Source organism: Acinetobacter sp. 161(2023), from assembly GCF_037027805.1.
Taxonomy (GTDB): Bacteria; Pseudomonadota; Gammaproteobacteria; order Pseudomonadales; family Moraxellaceae; genus Acinetobacter.
Genome location: NZ_JAZEYD010000016.1, coordinates 1 through 17,509, shown reverse-complemented (window position 1 = coordinate 17,509; position 17,509 = coordinate 1). Strand labels below are relative to the sequence as shown.

The following is a 17,509-nucleotide window of genomic DNA, read 5'->3' as shown; positions in this document are numbered from 1 at the left end:
TCTACTGGAAAGAATAAGTGAGCAATACAATATTTAATTGTTATAGCATGCTCACATCGCATTCTGCATAATTAATGTTCATCGGTTGATGAAGCTGATTCTGCATCGTCATCTTTATAAATAAACTTAGGCATTTCTAAGCCGAAATAGATCGCAATCAGACGCAGAGTAAAACCGAAAATTAAGGTTGAAATAACAGTTAACTCTAAACTGAATCCCAAATCTAAGCATACCCAGTAGCAAATGACTGCTACAAAAGCAATACTCGCATAAAGTTCACGACGGAAAACGAACGGGACATCGTTACATAAAATGTCACGTAAAATACCGCCAGAAACTCCAGTTAACACCCCTGCTACTGCCGATACGACAAAACCATGCCCCATTTGCAAGGCAATCTGACAACCAATAATAGTAAAGCCGATTAGACCTAAGGCATCGAGCACCAAAAAGATGTTATGTAAGTGACGCATCCATTTGGCAATAATGATTGTGACAAATGCAGCACAACACGTCAGAACCAAATATTCAGGATGTTTTACCCAAGTTAAAGGATAATGGCCGAGTAATACATCGCGTACAGACCCACCACCTAAAGCAGTCACACAGGCAATCAGTACGACACCGAACCAGTCCATACTCCGTCGCCCAGCAGACAATGCGCCTGTCATGGCTTCGGCAGTAATCGCAATAATATAAATAACGGTGAGTAACATCGCCCTTTCCCTCAGGCCAAACGGTGCGCGTATTTTAAGGTAAAGTTATATGAATTGTGCACAGCATTGTTTAAATTTTTTTCCTGAGCCACATATACAAGGTTGTTTCATAGTGACATGCATATCTACCGTGGGATCAAGAAAAAACCATTGTTGTTGATGATATACAAAATGTGAAACTTCATGGTGAACTTGGGCTTTTTGACCATCATGATAATGTGCCTTGAATTCAACTTGTGCATGGGTTTTATCTAGTTTTTCTTTAACGTTAACGACTTCTAAACCCAACCATTGATTTTGTTTACTCCAGTCTGCAATGGCATCTTTATCAAGTGCATTTTGCTGACCTAAAGCGGTTGTTTGGACAATATAATCAATTTGCTGTAATGCAAAAGCACTATAACGCGAACGCATCAGCTGCTCTGCTTTCAGGGCTTTTGCTGTGCCTAAATGTAAAGGCTCACAACATTGTGCATAGTTGCCGTTTCCACATGGACAAGTGTGTTGAGTCATTCTGTGTTTCTCAAATAAAAAAATAGCTCAGAGTTGAGCTATTTTATGACGTTTCTAGACTTAAAATGTCATTTAATCTTTTGATTCATCTTGTTCGATAGAAACAATATGAACTTTCTCGATTTTATGACCTTCCATTGTAATCACTTCAAAGCGATAACCATCTGCTTCAACAGCTTCACCATTTTCTGGTAAACGGCCTAAATGGAATAACAAATAACCTGACAAAGTTGAATATTGTTCGCTTTCATCAACCAAATCACGGCCTAATAAAAGAGATACGTGGCGAATGTCCGTTGAACCTTCAAGTATTAATGAACCATCTGCCAAACTCTCAGCGGCTGCATCTAACTCATCTTCATCAGGGAATTCACCCGCAATGGCTTCTAAAATATCGATTGGCGTTGCAATACCTTCAATTGAACCGTATTCATTTAAAACGATTGCCATTTGTAAAGGTGCTTGACGTAATTGCTCCATCACCATAAGTACTTGAGCATTTTCATGCACAATAACAGGTTCACGTAAATGTTTTTGGAAATCGACCACACCTGTTTCAATAAAGCCATTTAGAACTTTATGAGTAAGTGCAATACCTTCAATATTATCAAGCTCACCACGTGCAACAATCAAACGAGAGTGTGTCATTGACATTAACCGTTCTTTTAAAACTTCCGGTTCGTCGTCTAAATCAATCCATTCAAGTTCAGGTCGTGGCGTCATAACAGACTTTACAGGACGCTCTGATAAACTAAGAACACCTTGTACAAGCACACTGTGATAAGCGCCATTTTCTTCGTCAAAGACTTCATCTGCAAAAGCTTGTGTAGCCAATACATCTTCTTTATCAGAAGATTGCGTATCTGAGCTAGAACCACTGCTTTTACTTCCTAACATACGTAAAACGGCAGAGGCAGTGCGATAACGCAAGTCTGTGGTTGTAACCAGTTTTTCCTGATTGCGGCGCATGCTCTGATTGATAATTTCCACCAAAACCGAGAAGCCAATTGCAGCATATAAGTAACCCTTCGGAATATGGAAACCAAAACCTTCCACCACCAAAGAGAAACCAATCATCATCAAGAAACCAAGACACAGAATAACTACCGTTGGATGCTTATTCACAAAGTCCATGAGTGGTCTTGATGCCCACAACATGATTCCGACAGCAATTACCACCGCAACCATCATGATTGACAGCTCTTTCACCATACCTACAGCTGTAATCACACTATCTAGCGAGAACACGGCGTCAAGCACAACAATCTGGACAATAACCATCCAGAACGCAGCATGAACAGGATTATCTTCTTTATGAAGTTGGTTACCTTCCATGCGCTCATGCAATTCCATGGTGCCTTTAAAGAGCAAGAACACACCACCGAACAGCAAGATCAAATCACGACCAGAGAATGGGTGATTAAGAATATGGAAGAGTGGTTCAGTCAGTGTCACAACCCAAGCAATCGAAGCTAAAAGTATTAGCCGCATTCCTAAGGCAAGTACCAGACCCACTATACGCGCTTTAGCTCGCTGCTCTGGCGGCAGTTTTTCAGCCAAAATAGCAATGAAAACGAGGTTATCGATCCCCAATACAATTTCAAGAACGATTAAAGTTGCTAAACCCACCCAAGCAGAGGGATCAGACATCCATTCAAAGATCATCGATCCTGCTCCTGTGCTGATTGGATTTTATCTTTATTTGGCAACACAACAGGCATGCCCATACAAAGGAGGGAAAATGTTTTTTTAAGACAAGAAATTAAAACGGAGCGACTACAACCACTACCCATATTTGTTCATATGTTGTTAAACGAATTTTTAGTATAGGCAAGATTTAACATAAATTCATCATTTTTATTTGTTCATGCTGGGCATTCACCAAACCCATACAAAACATAAGTCTTTCCTATAAATCTGCTTATAAAGTTGTCATATCTTTTGCTTAGTGTAGACAAGAAATATGAACGTGATAAGGTAAAAATAAAGCAATGAATAGCGTATTAACAATGGCAGTAAATGATTCACCAATAACGGCTGTAAAAACAAAACAACCTCTTATTGCATTATATTGTGGTTCACGTGCAGGAAATAAACCAATCTACCGAGAAAAGGCAATTGAACTCGCTCATGGAATTGCTGACCAAGGTTTCGGTTTAGTCTATGGTGGTGCCAGTATTGGTTTAATGGGACAAGTTGCTGAAAGCGTTCTCGCAAACGGCGGAGAGGCTATAGGTGTCATTCCTGAATTTATGCTCGATTATGAAGTAGCGCATGCAGGCTTGACCGAATTACATGTCGTAGAAACCATGCACGAGCGCAAGGCCATGATGGCAGAACGTGCAAGTGCATTTGTTGCATTACCCGGCGGTTTAGGAACATTCGAAGAAATATTGGAAATAGCTACTTGGGGCCAACTTAACCAACACCAAAAACCCATGATTTTGTATAACGTAAATGGCTTTTATAATGCATTGATTGCCCAGCTAGACCATGCTGTTCAAGAAGGTTTCCTTCCCCTTCAGCACCGAGCTAAATTAATTGTATGTGATGATGTCGATCAAATTTATAACGTCATTAAAAATTTAAAAATGCCGAAAAGATTTGTTGTTTAGTTACCCACCTACTCTCCCTAAAAAAGCGGTTCTGCCGCTTTTTTTGTTTTAACTATTTTCACCGCTACCTTCAAAAGCACTTAGATTTATTAAAGGGGTAATCAACATTGTCTTACTTTTTTACTTTCAATTTGTTTTACACTAGACCAAAACGTTAACTTTCAAATGTTATGAATGCCACGCCGACTCACCAAGCCTTGCAACCTGAATATCGCTTACTCGTACTTTTGGTTTCCATTGGCTTTTTTATGCAGGCTTTGGACACAACAATTGTAAATACAGCTATTCCTGCAATGGCTCACCATCTAAATGAAGACCCTCTACGCATGCATAGCGTAGTGGTGGCCTATGTTTTATCAGTAGCCGCCTGCATTCCTTTAAGTGGATGGTTAGCAGACCGCTTTGGTGTTAGAAATATTTTCTTATCGGCAATCGTTATTTTTACTCTAGCTTCTTTGGGTTGTGGTCTTTCTCAGAGCCTTAATGAACTCTTATTTTTCCGAGTCATCCAAGGCGTAGGCGGAGCATTATTACTTCCTGTTGGCAGACTATCACTTTTAAAGATTATTCCACGCACTCAGTTCTTAGCTGCAATGAGCTTAATGAGTCTTGCAGGTTTACTCGGGCCTTTGGCTGGTCCAACTTTAGGAGGCTGGTTAGTTGAAGTTGCAACTTGGCACTGGATTTTCCTGATTAATATTCCCATGGGTATCTTAGGCATCTTAATGACATTAAAAGTGATGCCTAATTTAAAAGAACCTTCGGTCAAAACATTTGATTTAGGCGGCTTCATCTTATTAGTGGTGGCCATGATTGGATGGTCTTTGGGTATCGAACATCTGGCCTCGCCTGAATATTCAAAATGGTTCAGCATTTCACTATTAATAGTCGGCATAATCGCAACACTTTGGTATGCCTATCACTCACATACTCATCAAAATGCGTTGTTCCGTAGTCGACTCTTTAGAAATAAAATTTATGCGATTGGTATTTTAGGTAATTTCTTTGCTCGCTTCGGTGGTAATGCTTTACCTTTTGTTTTACCGCTCATGCTACAAGTCGCTTTTGGCTTTGAACCTTTCATAGCCGGTTTAATGATGATTCCTTTGGTCTTAGGTTCATTATTTTCAAAGCCAATCGTCAGACCTATTATTCAAAAAATTGGCTACCGACGTTTTTTACTCATCAATACCACGTTAGTCGGGCTATGTATTGCCTCTTTTGCCATCATGACAGTCGACACTCCAACTTGGTTTAGAGCCTTGCACTTTTTCTTATTTGGCACATTAAACTCACTGCAATTTGTAGGTATGAATACACTCACCTTAAAAGATCTGCCTCAACAAGATGCGAGTAGCGGCAATAGCTTTTTATCGATGATCATGATGCTATCAATGAGTATTGGCGTGGCACTGGCAGGTACACTCATTAATATCTTTACTGACTATTATGGAGCTGACCATGTGACCACTGCATTCCATGTCACTTTAATTTGTCTCGGCTGTATCAATGTAATTGCGGCTCTTATTTTCTGGCAAATTCCAAAAAATACCCCCGTATAAGCCGTTGCATTTTTAGCGTGGTTTCTCTCTCTTGAATCACGTTATGATGTCGGCTTCAAATCTTTAATGAGTTTTGCATGACCAAACTGGCTAAAACCTTTTTCACAGCACGGTACAATACCTTTATCGGAATTGGCTTAGCATGTGTTATGGGAGTTCTGGCTTATTTTGGTCTGTTCTATCAGCAAAAAGCCGTTGCACAAGATTATCCAGTTCAAGGGTTCGATGTTTCTCATCATCAAGGTGATATTGACTGGAAAAAAATATCGCCAGAAAAGTTTCAATTCGTCTATTTAAAAGCAACTGAAGGCGGCGATTACAAAGATTCAAAATTTCAAGAAAACTGGCTCAAAGCTCGCGAACATGGGCTTCATGTAGGGGCTTATCACTTTTATCGTCTATGTCGTGATGGTAAAACGCAAGCAGATAACTTTATTGCGACTGTGCCTAAAAAATCAGATGCGCTTCCACCTGTCATTGATCTGGAATATGACGGTAACTGTATTAATTCGCATACCAAAGAACAATTACTTAAAGAAATAGGCATCATGCATGATCGCCTAAAAGAGCATTATGGCAAACAGCCGATCTTTTATATTTCTAAAACTTTTTACCACATTGTGTTAATAGGTAGTTTTCCTAATACACCACTTTGGGTCAGAGATTACGAAGGAAAACCTGAACTTAAAGACAAGAGAAAATGGCTCTTCTGGCAGCATAGTAATCAGGGTAAAATTGAAGGGATGGTAAAGACAGTAGACTTAAATGTTTATGATGGTTCAGTCAAAGAGTGGCACCAATTCTTACAGCAGCAAGGCATCGTGAAAGCACAATAATATGCGCAAAATCATTCATATCGATATGGATGCCTTTTATGCATCAGTCGAGCTACGGGAACACCCTGAATTGAGGCATTTACCCGTTGTTATTTCATCTCATCATCCGCGAGCTGTGATTGCTGCTGCATCTTATCCTGCCCGCGAATTTGGTTTACGTTCAGCCATGTCGATGACTCAGGCAAGAAAACTATGTCCTCAAGTCGTTATTATTGAGCCAAATTTTGAAAAATATCGTACAGTCTCCGCTCAAATTCACTCGATCTTTCAGCAATATACTCTGCTTATTGAACCTTTATCTTTAGATGAAGCTTATTTAGATGTCACTGAAAACTTAAAACAAATTACAAGCGCAACAGAAGTTGCCATGCACATTCGGGAAGATATTTTTAGGTTAACTGGACTGACTGCATCAGCAGGTGTAGCCCCTAATAAATTTTTGGCAAAAATTGCTTCGGACTGGAACAAACCTAATGGTTTATGTGTAATCAAACCTTCGCAGGTTGCCAATTTCATTCAAGACCTTCCACTTAAAAAGATTCCTGGCGTCGGTAAAGTCACTCAGGAGAAATTACAGCAGCTTCAATTACATACTTTGGGTGATTTACAGAAAATTGAAGAGGCTGTTTTAGTTCACCACTTTGGTAAATATGGACAACAGCTCTACCTATATGCACAAGGAATTGATCATAGGCCTGTTCAAGCTGAAAGAGCACGTCAACAAATTTCGAAAGAGACCACTTTCGATAGTGATTTTACTTTAGTTCAATGTCAGCCCTACTGGCAGGGATTAGCCGAAAAAGTATGGCAAAGCTTAGAGAAAAAACAGCTCAATGCGCGTGGTGTGAATATTAAGCTTAAACTCAAAAATTTTCAGACTTTACAACATAGTAAAAGCTTTAAGAGACCTATCCAGTCGCTACAAGACTTAATCCAAGTTTTATTTTTATTATTAAATGAAATGCAGATTCCTGAACATTTCCAGTTTCGCTTAATTGGTATAGGAGTTTATCAATTACAAACTCAAGCAGATGACTTCCAACTTAACCTTTGGTGATTGTCTAATTTTCACTCAAAAGAGCAACTTTTGAACAAAAGCTATTCCCTTTTACTTCAAGTTTAGAGTAACCTAATCAGCGCATATTCATTATCCATGTATTTGCACCATGCCAAAAGCAACCTTTACTTGCGGCATATCGTCCTGTGATTGGCGTGACGACCAAATCCGAATATTACAGGGCCCTTCCAATACATGGTTGATCTGATTTCCTCATCACAATAATCTACTGAAATTCTTTTCTACTTGCTTGCACACGCATAGCAACTCTTCATAAAATCAAAACTATTAAATAAAGCCACTCTAGAGCATTTTTATGACGGTAAAGCGTTTACACGTGACTTCACGCTACTGCGAAGTTGCGATTTCAGGTAATTTAGTACACTTAGCTGGGCAACTCGCAGATGATACCAGCGTAGATGTTACATCGCAGACTCAGCAAACTTTAGATAATATTGACCGCCTATTGGCAGAAGCCGGAACAGATAAAACCCACATTCTTTCTGTCATGATTTTTCTAAAAGATATCGACAAAGATTATGCAGCAATGAATGCTGTTTGGGATGCATGGATTAGTGAAGGACATCCACCAGCGCGTACTTGTGTAGAGTCTAAACTTTATGCACCGGACGTACTTGTAGAAATGACGGTTGTTGCCGTACTTCCATAATTTTTATAAATATAAAACGACATTAAATTGAGCAATATCTCTAATTATATTGCTCAATTTTTTAGTGGATTTAAAATTTTTAATGTCATCATGTTATCTAGATCTTCTTTAAAGAGTTCTCCAATCAATGGCTATAGTCTCTAATTTTTAAGACTTCACAAAAGCATTCGACATTCTTTCGAGTTGCGGCGTTGCATGTAAAGTTGCCATTTCTGTTTCTGGAGTCAACAAGTCTCTTCTCAGATCATGATAATCAGGCACCTCACTGTAATGCAGTACACGATAACCAGCGAGTTGCAACAGACGACGTTCATATTGTTGATGCGCTCGGCGTAAACCATTTTCGCCAAGAACAACAACTACAACAACCTGATAATTTTGATCAAGTACAACAAAATCAGCTGCCATATTTTGATATTTTCGACGTGTATGCGCATATTTTGTAGTTAATAGTGCATCAAAGGATACATGTGCCAATACCGTAAATTTAGGCAAAACTGTTTGTAGTCTGGTTAATGTTATTTGCTCATGACTCGTTAAGACTGCACGGCGCTTCAAGGCACTATCATGTTGATGCCTTCGTGAAAGACTTTTCACTGCCATCACAACAGCCAAAAATAATAATAAGATCGTAATTAGATAATACATGGGCTTAATCCTTTAAGTTTTTTATAATGATTTTGCTAGATCACACTTTGTTTTAATTGATAACGACACAGCCGTTCTTTAAAAGGTTCACTTAGTAATTTCACTTGTAGTTATCAAGCTTGGCTTAAATTTAGCCACCCTCACATTATTTATAATCATAGAGTCAACAACAATCAAGTGCAGCTCGTCAGATTTATGGTATTTATCATTTTTCGTTACGTTTTTTGTACTTTAAATCTGCAAAAATCTCACTATGCGATTTAAATAGACACATTAAAAACAAAAAAGGCTCTGTTTAAGAGCCTTTTTTATCATTATCCACGAGCTTTTGATTTTGGTTTACTTTTACCACCAAACGGTCTTTTCTCACCTGTTTCACGAGGAGGCAAACCTGTATGCTGGGTTAGAACCTGTCCTTTTTGTGGACGTTTTTGCCCTGCTGCCGAGTGAGATTGTCCTTGACCACGTTTTGCTGAATCTCCCGCTACAGACGAGTTCTTCTTACGTGCTGACTTATATTCACCTTCCGCAGTACCTTGTGGCTGATAGGTCGGAATCAAATGCTGCTTTGAATTACCAATTAAATCGGCACGGCCCATTTCTTTTAAAGCCTCACGAAGTAATGGCCAGTTGTTTGGATCATGGTAACGTAAGAATGCTTTATGCAAACGACGACGCTTGTCACCTTTTACAATATCAACTTTTTCAGTGTAGCGAGCTACTTTAGCAAGCGGGTTTTTACCCGAATAGTACATGGTCGTTGCGGTTGCCATTGGCGATGGATAGAACGTCTGTACCTGATCGGCACGGAAACCATTCTTTTTCAACCAAATTGCAAGATGCATCATGTCATAATCTGAAGTACCCGGATGTGCTGCAATAAAGTAAGGAATTAGGTATTGTTCTTTTCCTGCTTCTTTACTAAAGCGGTCAAACATTTGCTTGAAGCGATCATAGGTACCAATACCCGGCTTCATCATCTTAGATAAAGGGCCATTTTCGGTATGTTCTGGCGCAATTTTTAAATAACCACCAACGTGATGTTGTACCAACTCTTTCACATATTCAGGGTTCAGTACTGCAAGGTCATAACGCAAACCCGAACCAATCAGAATCTTCTTCACCCCTTTAATTGCACGTGCTTTACGATAAAGCTGCACTAAAGGTGCATGATCGGTATGCAAGTTTTGACAAACGCCCGGATATACACACGAAGGTTTACGGCAGTTCTTTTCAATTTCAGGGTCTTTACAGTGCAAACGATACATGTTTGCTGTTGGACCGCCTAAGTCGGAGATAATTCCGGTGAAGTTTGGTGCCGTATCACGAATTTTCTCAATCTCACGCAAAATTGATTCTTCAGAACGGTTTTGAATAATACGACCTTCATGTTCTGTAATCGAACAGAACGTACAACCACCAAAACAGCCGCGCATAATGTTGACTGAGAATTTGATCATATCAAATGCAGGGAATCGTGCATCACCATACGTAGGATGCGGTAATCGTACATATGGTAAATCAAACACATAGTCCATTTCCTCAGTGGTTAGAGGAATTGGAGGTGGATTGATCCAAACATCACGCTCACCATGGCGTTGAACCAATGCACGTGCATTACCCGGATTAGTTTCAAGGTGCAAAATACGGTTTGCATGCGCGTAAAGCACGTGATCATTTGACACTTCTTCAAAAGAAGGTAAACGAATGACCGCCAACTCGCGTGGAGGCAACTTGTGTTTAATTGCTTTTGACGGTGCCGGTTTTAATTGAACGATTTGAGTGTCGTCATCTAGTTTGTCGCCTTCACGCACAATCGGGTTTGCAACAATCTCTTTCTGGAAATCTTGATACTGAGCTAATGAGTTACCTTTTTCTTTTTCAACCTCACAGCCATCAATATCTTCAGTCATAACATATGGGTTAATAATTGGATCAACACGCCCAATGCTATCTACATCATTACTTGCAACTTCAACAAACTTTGCTTTTGATGCTTTGTTATGTTTATTAATAATAAATGCTGTACCACGAACATCTGTAATTTCGTGGATTTTTTCACCTTTAGCCAAACGATGCATCACATCAATAATGGCACGCTCACCATTACCATACATTAGCAAATCGGCTTTTGAATCCATCAAAATCGAACGACGGACTTTGTCTGACCAATAATCGTAATGCGCGATACGACGTAAACTACCTTCAATACCACCCAATAACACAGGTACATCTGGGAAGGCTTCACGACAACGTTGGCAATATACAGTCGCAGCACGATCAGGACGTTTATTTGGTTCATTATTTGGAGAATAAGCATCATCAGAACGGATTTTACGATCTGCCGTATAACGGTTAATCATCGAATCCATATTACCTGCTGTCACACCCCAAGCAATCGTTGGCTTACCTAGAACGCGGAAGCTTTCAACATTGGTCCAGTCTGGCTGGGCAATAATTCCGACACGAAAACCTTGTGCTTCAAGCACACGCCCAATCACGCCAGATACAAACGATGGATGATCAATATAAGCATCACCACAGACTAAAATAAAGTCACACGCATCCCAGCCAAGCAGATCCATTTCTTCTCGTGACATCGGCAAAAATGGTGCGGGTTCAAAACACGACGCCCAATATTTGTCGTAATCAAACAGCGCTTTGGGCGCAGTCTGCATGGTGTAGGCAGTAGACATGGCTTGCGAATCTCGGCTAGCAGATGGAGGAGAGACATCTAAAGATGAAAGCCGATCATTTTAACATGAATTCCATTCATTTTCCCTGTTTATAAAACATGCTAAAACAAGAATGTAGAAATTAATTTGATTAAACTTTATTCAATATTTTATTCTTCGAATAAATGCGGCGGAATAAAATCCGCCGCATTTTTAATTTTTATCTATAAAGCTTAGAACAAAGCTTTTGGCAAACGAATCTGAATAATCTCATTGTCGTCAGCCAGTTTTGCATTACGCCCTGAAGAGCCTGGGAAGTTATTGTCATTTAGAACAGTGAGAGTTGTGCCATTTTCAATAATCACATCTTCAATAGTTTCAAATGGAAAAGCAAAAACCTGTCCCGTACCAATATCCCCTGTTCTAGCTGTACCATATAACAAATTTGGGTTAGCAATTTTAATTAAATCGACTAAATCCTCACGGCTTACGAGCTGACCTGACTCATTTAATTTAATACGGATTAATTTTTTATAGCCGCCTAAATTATTCTGAGTCGCATCACGTTCAATAATGATTCCTTCTTTATCATTAAAGAGTTGGAAGTCACCAATATTGGTTGCTTTACTGTCTAATTGGAACCAATAATATTTTCCTGTATACGCCTTTTTCTTCACATCAAATTGAGAAATCAATAATTGTCGTTCCGTTTCTCGAATTGATTTAATTGGCTTTTCTATAAGAGGGTAAAGATACTGCCCATCTGGTGAAATTGCCATTCCTTCAAAACCACCACTTTGCTGAACCAGAGGCTCTACAAAATTAATTCTCGCTTTATTAAACTGATTTTGTGGTGAACGTAATTCTTGAGTCGGATTTAACGGATTTGGCAGAGCAATCGGTGCATCTAGCAACACACCATCTGCTGAAAAATGAAGTAAATAAGGTCCAAACTCGTCCCCAATCCAGTAAGTCCCGTCATTAGTACGTTGCATAGATTCTGGATCAAAATCAGCACCCGTTAATAATCGATCAGTTGTATCACCATTCACGATATTAAAAGGAATTAACTTATTTGGATCACGCAGCTGGATAAAGCTTTGCACAGTTACTTGACCCGTGCCTTTAGCTTTAGTTTTGAAATCAGGCTTTAGTTTATAAATACGAAGTAAAAAATCTGCTGAATTATCTTGAGTCCCAAAACCATTATCAGCCATTGCCATATAGCTGCCATCTTCATTTTTTAATGCAGCAGAAAAACCTTGTACAGGCTGACCTTTAAACGGAGGATAAATTCCATTTGCACCTTTCACATATGCGCCAGAGTCTGGACCAGCTGCATAAGTTTCTACAGGTAACTTAGCAAAAGAAATTAAGGTTGGTTCGGTAACATTTTCAGTTGGTGATGTTTGTTCTTGATTATTATCATCGTTACATGCCGTCAATCCTAAACTGGCACAGCATAATAATGCCACTAATGTTTTTTTGCTCATGGTTTTATACAATTGGTAAAAATTAAGCAAATTTAATCAAGCTTATATGAAGTTTTTACTTCAAGTAGATGAAATCTTTATGGCGAAAATATGACAAGCCCAACTGTTCAATACAAACACAAACCAAATAACTTCTTCAAAAAGAATTAAATTTTCGTTGGCTCATATTCTCCAGCAATGGCTGCTTTCAAAAAATTCTGAAAGGTTGGACATTCCATATGATTGTCAGCAGGACATACAGCAGCATGCTCTAATCCTTGACTAATAAAATGTAATCGCTTTGCCATTTGTTCTAGTTGTTCAGCTTTATCTTTTAATTTCTGACGATTAAGATCAGGCTTACCATCTTGTCCAAACATTGTTGCGATTTCATTTAAAGAAAAACCTGCGGCACGACCTAAAGCAATGAGTGCCAATTGATCAAGCACTTGTTTCCCATATTGCCGACGTAAACCTTGCCGCCCTATCGATTTAATTAATCCTTTCTCTTCATAAAAGCGTAGCGTAGCCGTTGTGACTTTTGCTCTTTTAGCAACTTCACCAATATCCATAACAACCTCTTGACTTCAAGTGAACTTGAACTTGCACAATAAATTTATCACGTTTCAGACTTATAAAAGCAAGGTTTCAAAATGAATCTCTCCACATTGTTCTTTCAGGCTTTATGCCTTGGTATTGGCGCAACAATTATTATGGATATCTGGCTGTTAATATTAAAGATATTCAAAATTCCGACCTTAAATTTCGCCTTTCTCGGACGCTGGGTCAGCTGGATATTTAAAGGGAAAATCATCCATCAATCTATAGCTCAAAGCCCTCAAATTAAGCATGAGTATTTACTGGGTTGGATTGCTCACTATAGTGTCGGACTAATCTTTTCATTTAGCTTTCTTTTAATTGTTGGTTCAACTTGGCTTAGCCCTCCTCAGTTTTATTCAGCACTACTGTTTGGAGTAGTCACAGTTCTCATTCCTTTTTTTACTATGCAACCTGCCATGGGTAGTGGTTTTGCTTCTTCAAAAACCCCTCATCCTTTTTTGAACTGCCTAAAAAGTTTGATGAACCATAGTGTTTTTGGTTATGGCCTATATCTCACTGCAAAGCTATTTCAAATTTAAATAAAGAGGAAACTGCTCATGAAAACTGTTGCCATTATTTACCATAGCCGCCAAGGCCACACCCAATTTATTGCTCAGCAAATTCAAACTGGTATCTTGAGCCATAAAGATATTAAAGTAGATTTGCTCAGTGTGGAACATCTTGTCGAAAACCCAGAAACACTAATTCAATATGACGGCTTAATTTGGGGATCTCCTACTTATTTAGGGGGTGTATCTTCCAAGTTAAAACAACTCATGGATGCGACGGGCCCATTATGGAAAAAACAGAAATTTAAAGGAAAACTGGCGGCTGGCTTTACCGTATCTTCCCTTCCCGCAGGTGATAAACAATCGACACTAATTTCACTTTTTACCTTTTGTATGCAACACGGCATGTTATGGGTCGGCAACCCGATCATGCCTGAACAGCACCAAGGCATTCCTTATATTCAAGCAGCCAATCGTCTAGGCTCATGGTCAGGCTTAATGGCTCAGGCTGAACATGGCAGTAATGCCGATAGATTTGATGAAGGAGATATTAAAACTGCTCAACAATTTGGAGAAAATTTTGCATTGACCTTAAATGCTTTTCAAGGAATATGAGACTATGAAAGCACAGAAGCTTTTATTTCTCTTAATTTTATCTGGAATGATGTCTTTTATAATTTCAGGTATTTCAACTTTTAAAGTAGTGGGACTAAATCATCATTTCCTTTCATTGTGGGTATCGGCTTGGATTATTGCATGGCTGTTAGCTTTTCCAAGTGTATTGATTTGTGCTCGCGTAGCACAAAAACTAGTCGACATCGTATTTAAGAAGCTTGAAAAAGTACGCCTGTAAGTTAAAACGTACAAAACTTGCAGTCATTAACGAATATCCAACTTTAGTATTTTTTCATAATATATGAAGCATAGAGAGACAGGATGTCTCATTGAAGAAGAATAAGAACGCAGGAAGCGGTAGTTGACAGGAGTTAGCTACATAAGCTGAATACGAAAGAACCTCGACAGGATGTCGGGGTTCTTTCATTTTAATTATACAAAATTCTCACTATTTGCTTGTGCTGAGCAACAGAACTAATATTGATCCGATGAGTATGGCTGAATACCATGATTTCATTTGAAATTTGATTATCGGTTTTGTATTTTGCTTACCTCATCTTTATCTCACAATTATTTTAAACCGACTCAAATACACATTTTGGGTCTCAAATTTTTCGTAATTACTTTAATGACAATAATGGCTGGGTGTACAAGCCTAGGCCCGAATAGTGGTTCATTTTCATGGCGTTCAAATAAGCTCTCATCAGGTCTACAAAAAGCTTACTCTGTTCCACAAAGCACAGCGAATCGGTTATCTCCGATTATTATTCAAAGTGCTGACAAATATAATGTTCCCCCACTTTTACTGGCGGCAGTCATCAGACAAGAGTCTAACTATAATAGTAATGCCCGCTCTCCTACTGGAGCCGTTGGTTTAACTCAAATTATTCCAAGCTATTGGCAGCAAACTTGTGCTGGTAATTTGTATGATGAATCTACAAATATCCAATGTGGGGCTTATATTTTAAATCATTATTATCAATCCGCGGATAGTTGGTTCAAAGCAACGGCCTATTATAATGTTGGGCCAACAGGCTATGAACGAAGCTTCTGGACCCGGCACAAAGCTAAAAAATATGCTCGATCTATTAAACATCATCAAAAAAATTTAAAAAGTGCCCTATAAATAAGCTTAAAAACGCCCATCAATAGATGGGCTTTTTCATATGATTAATTTTATTCGTCAAATAAACCTTCAAATAACACAGAAGATAAATAACGTTCCCCACTGTCTGGCAGAATAACAACAATGGTTTTACCAGCATTCTCAGGGCGCTCTGCAATTTTTGCAGCGGCTGCCAATGCAGCTCCACTTGAAATACCTACTAGAATACCTTCCTGCGTTGCACAGTTTCTTGCCCACTGAATTGCTTCTTCGCTAGTCACTGGCAAAACTTCATCTACAAGATCCAAATCAAGATTCTTTGGAATAAAGTTCGCACCAATTCCCTGAATTTTATGTGGTGCAGGTGTAATGTTCTCTCCATTTCTAGTTTGAGTAATAATTGGAGACTCAGCAGGTTCAACAGCTACAGAATACAAAGGTTTATTTTGAACTTGTTCGAAATAACGAGAAATACCGGTAATTGTGCCGCCAGTACCTACACCCGCAACCAAAATATCGACTTGTCCATCTGTTGCTTGCCAGATTTCAGGGCCAGTTGTATCCACATGGATTTGTGGATTCGCTGAGTTTTCAAATTGTTGTGGCAAGAAATAAACATCTGGCTGTTCAGCTGCTAATCGTATAGCTTCATCAACTGCACCTTTCATCCCTTTCGCAGGTTCAGTTAAAACTAAATTGGCACCGAGTGCTTTTAATACTTTTCTACGCTCAAGACTCATACTTGCAGGCATAGTTAAAGTAATCGGATAACCCTTAGCCGCTGCAACAAAAGCTAATGCAATCCCCGTGTTACCACTGGTTGGTTCAATAATATGCATGCCTTCTTTTAACACACCACGCTTTTCTGCATCAGCAATAAGTGCTGCGCCAATACGACATTTCACAGAAAATGCAGGATTCCGACTTTCTACTTTTGCTAATACAGTTGCATCAGTTTTAATCAAACGATTGATACGCACCAAAGGTGTATTACCAATTGCTTCTGCATTATTTGAATAAACTGCGATCCCTAAATTATTGGGTGTTGGAAATTGCTGGTCGGTAGACATGTTATATCCTTATTAAATTTGGAATGATTCTGAATCATTATAAGCTTCTCTAATAAACAGGAAAGCAGAAAAGCCAAGTAATGCCTAAATTCTCAAATTAACTTCCTGTCTTGTCATAGATTTATTTTTAATAAATAACTATTTAAAAATCAAATTATTAGACTTATTAATTTATTTTCCTATTCACATACTACATTAGAAATAATAGGACTTCTGACGAATATTTCACATTATTAAGACTACACTAATCTTCGGGTCAAACACTGAAGCTAATGTTTGTTCAAGATTTTATATAGTCAGTTTTACCAAACCTCACCCTCTCGCCATTCTGCGCAAATAGTATTCTCTTCTGAACGATGTGAGAGTAGATTTTTCATGTGAACACTCAAAGGATATAGCATAATTTCATAGTCATTGGTCACATAAGTAGAAGTATCTTGTTTGATATATAAATCTCCCCACCATGAAGTCCAACCTAATTTTCTATAAAATGCTTCATCTTCTGGTTGTAATGCGGCAAGCCCATATTCTAAATTAGTTAATACATCAACTAAATGTCTCAATAATTGCGATGCAAGCCCCTTACCCCTCATCGTATAATCAGTAGTGACATACTCTACATAAGCAGTTTTTACATTGAGACTACCATTTATGGTGAAAGTTCTGTCGGTCCATAAAGCATGTGACACAATTTGATCATCCGATATACCCACGATATGAACAGCTTTTTGCATGAAGGTATATTGACTCCAAGGATCTTCATCAAAAGCAGAAAAACATAGATCAGCAATCTGTTGTCGCTGTTGCTCATTTAGGTCTTGGGCTGCGATGATTTTAAACTGCATA

The 17,509-nt window shown here is 38.7% G+C and carries 18 protein-coding genes and 1 pseudogene; 9 read left to right on the top strand and 10 right to left on the bottom strand.

Features of this window, described 5'->3' with window-relative positions:
- Nucleotides 1-71 precede the first annotated feature (71 nt).
- The 3 genes from WA249_RS15425 to WA249_RS15415 all read right to left on the bottom strand — a co-directional run bounded on the left by WA249_RS15425 (nucleotide 72) and on the right by WA249_RS15415 (nucleotide 2,894).
- Nucleotides 72-716, bottom strand: coding sequence for a trimeric intracellular cation channel family protein (locus WA249_RS15425; RefSeq protein ID WP_336169962.1), 645 nt, complete (start codon nucleotides 714-716; stop codon nucleotides 72-74).
- A gap of 45 nt (nucleotides 717-761) precedes the next feature.
- Entirely contained in the window at nucleotides 762-1,229 is a 468-nt protein-coding gene (locus WA249_RS15420; protein ID WP_336169960.1) for a YchJ family protein, read from the bottom strand.
- 72 nt (nucleotides 1,230-1,301) lie between these two features.
- Nucleotides 1,302-2,894 (bottom strand): TerC family protein, encoded by a 1,593-nt coding sequence (locus WA249_RS15415; protein ID WP_336169958.1) that lies wholly within the window; start codon nucleotides 2,892-2,894, stop codon nucleotides 1,302-1,304.
- Nucleotides 2,895-3,220: 326 nt separating this feature from the next.
- Here WA249_RS15415 and WA249_RS15410 point away from each other — a divergent pair, with 326 nt between their 5' ends.
- The 4 genes from WA249_RS15410 (at nucleotide 3,221) to dinB (ending at nucleotide 7,299) form a co-directional block, all read left to right on the top strand.
- Nucleotides 3,221-3,844 carry a TIGR00730 family Rossman fold protein gene (locus WA249_RS15410; protein ID WP_336169955.1) on the top strand — a complete coding sequence of 208 codons (624 nt, stop codon included), beginning with the start codon at nucleotides 3,221-3,223 and terminating at the stop codon, nucleotides 3,842-3,844.
- A 170-nt stretch (nucleotides 3,845-4,014) separates the two neighbouring features.
- Entirely contained in the window at nucleotides 4,015-5,406 is a 1,392-nt protein-coding gene (gene mdtD, locus WA249_RS15405; protein WP_336169953.1) for a multidrug transporter subunit MdtD, read from the top strand.
- 77 nt (nucleotides 5,407-5,483) lie between these two features.
- A complete protein-coding gene (locus tag WA249_RS15400) occupies nucleotides 5,484-6,242 on the top strand; it encodes a glycoside hydrolase family 25 protein (RefSeq protein ID WP_336169951.1) in 759 nt (252 codons plus the stop codon).
- A gap of 1 nt (nucleotide 6,243) precedes the next feature.
- On the top strand, nucleotides 6,244-7,299 hold the full coding sequence (gene dinB, locus WA249_RS15395) for a DNA polymerase IV (protein WP_336169949.1): 1,056 nt from the start codon (nucleotides 6,244-6,246) through the stop codon (nucleotides 7,297-7,299).
- A gap of 4 nt (nucleotides 7,300-7,303) precedes the next feature.
- On the opposite strand, the pseudogene WA249_RS15390 reads toward dinB, so the two are convergent.
- Nucleotides 7,304-7,390, bottom strand: a pseudogene (locus WA249_RS15390) (hypothetical protein).
- 225 nt (nucleotides 7,391-7,615) lie between these two features.
- Between WA249_RS15390 and WA249_RS15385 the strand changes: the two are divergent.
- A complete protein-coding gene (locus tag WA249_RS15385) occupies nucleotides 7,616-7,969 on the top strand; it encodes a RidA family protein (protein ID WP_013199158.1) in 354 nt (117 codons plus the stop codon).
- 147 nt (nucleotides 7,970-8,116) lie between these two features.
- On the opposite strand, the gene WA249_RS15380 is transcribed toward WA249_RS15385, so the two are convergent.
- The 4 genes from WA249_RS15380 to WA249_RS15365 all read right to left on the bottom strand — a co-directional run bounded on the left by WA249_RS15380 (nucleotide 8,117) and on the right by WA249_RS15365 (nucleotide 13,336).
- On the bottom strand, nucleotides 8,117-8,617 hold the full coding sequence (locus WA249_RS15380) for a DUF2726 domain-containing protein (RefSeq protein ID WP_092709699.1): 501 nt from the start codon (nucleotides 8,615-8,617) through the stop codon (nucleotides 8,117-8,119).
- Nucleotides 8,618-8,931: 314 nt separating this feature from the next.
- Nucleotides 8,932-11,313, bottom strand: coding sequence for a YgiQ family radical SAM protein (locus WA249_RS15375; protein WP_336169944.1), 2,382 nt, complete (start codon nucleotides 11,311-11,313; stop codon nucleotides 8,932-8,934).
- Nucleotides 11,314-11,525: 212 nt separating this feature from the next.
- A complete protein-coding gene (locus tag WA249_RS15370; protein WP_336169942.1) occupies nucleotides 11,526-12,785 on the bottom strand; it encodes an esterase-like activity of phytase family protein in 1,260 nt (419 codons plus the stop codon).
- 146 nt (nucleotides 12,786-12,931) lie between these two features.
- Entirely contained in the window at nucleotides 12,932-13,336 is a 405-nt protein-coding gene (locus WA249_RS15365) for a helix-turn-helix domain-containing protein (RefSeq protein ID WP_336169939.1), read from the bottom strand.
- Nucleotides 13,337-13,417: 81 nt separating this feature from the next.
- On the opposite strand from WA249_RS15365, the gene WA249_RS15360 reads away from it, so the two are divergent.
- The 4 genes from WA249_RS15360 (at nucleotide 13,418) to WA249_RS15345 (ending at nucleotide 15,614) form a co-directional block, all read left to right on the top strand.
- The gene (locus WA249_RS15360) at nucleotides 13,418-13,903 is read left to right on the top strand and encodes a DUF2938 domain-containing protein (protein ID WP_336169937.1); all 486 of its coding nucleotides are present in this window, start codon (nucleotides 13,418-13,420) and stop codon (nucleotides 13,901-13,903) included.
- A gap of 18 nt (nucleotides 13,904-13,921) precedes the next feature.
- Complete coding sequence (locus WA249_RS15355) at nucleotides 13,922-14,488, top strand: flavodoxin family protein (RefSeq protein ID WP_336169936.1); 567 nt, start codon at nucleotides 13,922-13,924, stop codon at nucleotides 14,486-14,488.
- Nucleotides 14,489-14,492: 4 nt separating this feature from the next.
- Nucleotides 14,493-14,726, top strand: a complete 234-nt coding sequence (locus WA249_RS15350) for a DUF2798 domain-containing protein (protein WP_336169934.1) — start codon at nucleotides 14,493-14,495, stop codon at nucleotides 14,724-14,726.
- Between the two features lie 279 nt (nucleotides 14,727-15,005).
- Nucleotides 15,006-15,614: a lytic transglycosylase domain-containing protein gene (locus tag WA249_RS15345; protein ID WP_336169932.1), complete on the top strand. Its 609-nt coding sequence runs from the start codon at nucleotides 15,006-15,008 to the stop codon at nucleotides 15,612-15,614.
- A gap of 50 nt (nucleotides 15,615-15,664) precedes the next feature.
- Here WA249_RS15345 and cysK read toward each other — a convergent pair whose 3' ends face one another.
- Both cysK and WA249_RS15335 read right to left on the bottom strand, forming a co-directional pair.
- Nucleotides 15,665-16,663 carry a cysteine synthase A gene (cysK, locus tag WA249_RS15340; protein WP_336169930.1) on the bottom strand — a complete coding sequence of 333 codons (999 nt, stop codon included), beginning with the start codon at nucleotides 16,661-16,663 and terminating at the stop codon, nucleotides 15,665-15,667.
- Nucleotides 16,664-16,965: 302 nt separating this feature from the next.
- Complete coding sequence (locus tag WA249_RS15335; protein WP_336169928.1) at nucleotides 16,966-17,508, bottom strand: GNAT family N-acetyltransferase; 543 nt, start codon at nucleotides 17,506-17,508, stop codon at nucleotides 16,966-16,968.
- Between the last annotated feature and the right edge of the window lies 1 nt (nucleotide 17,509).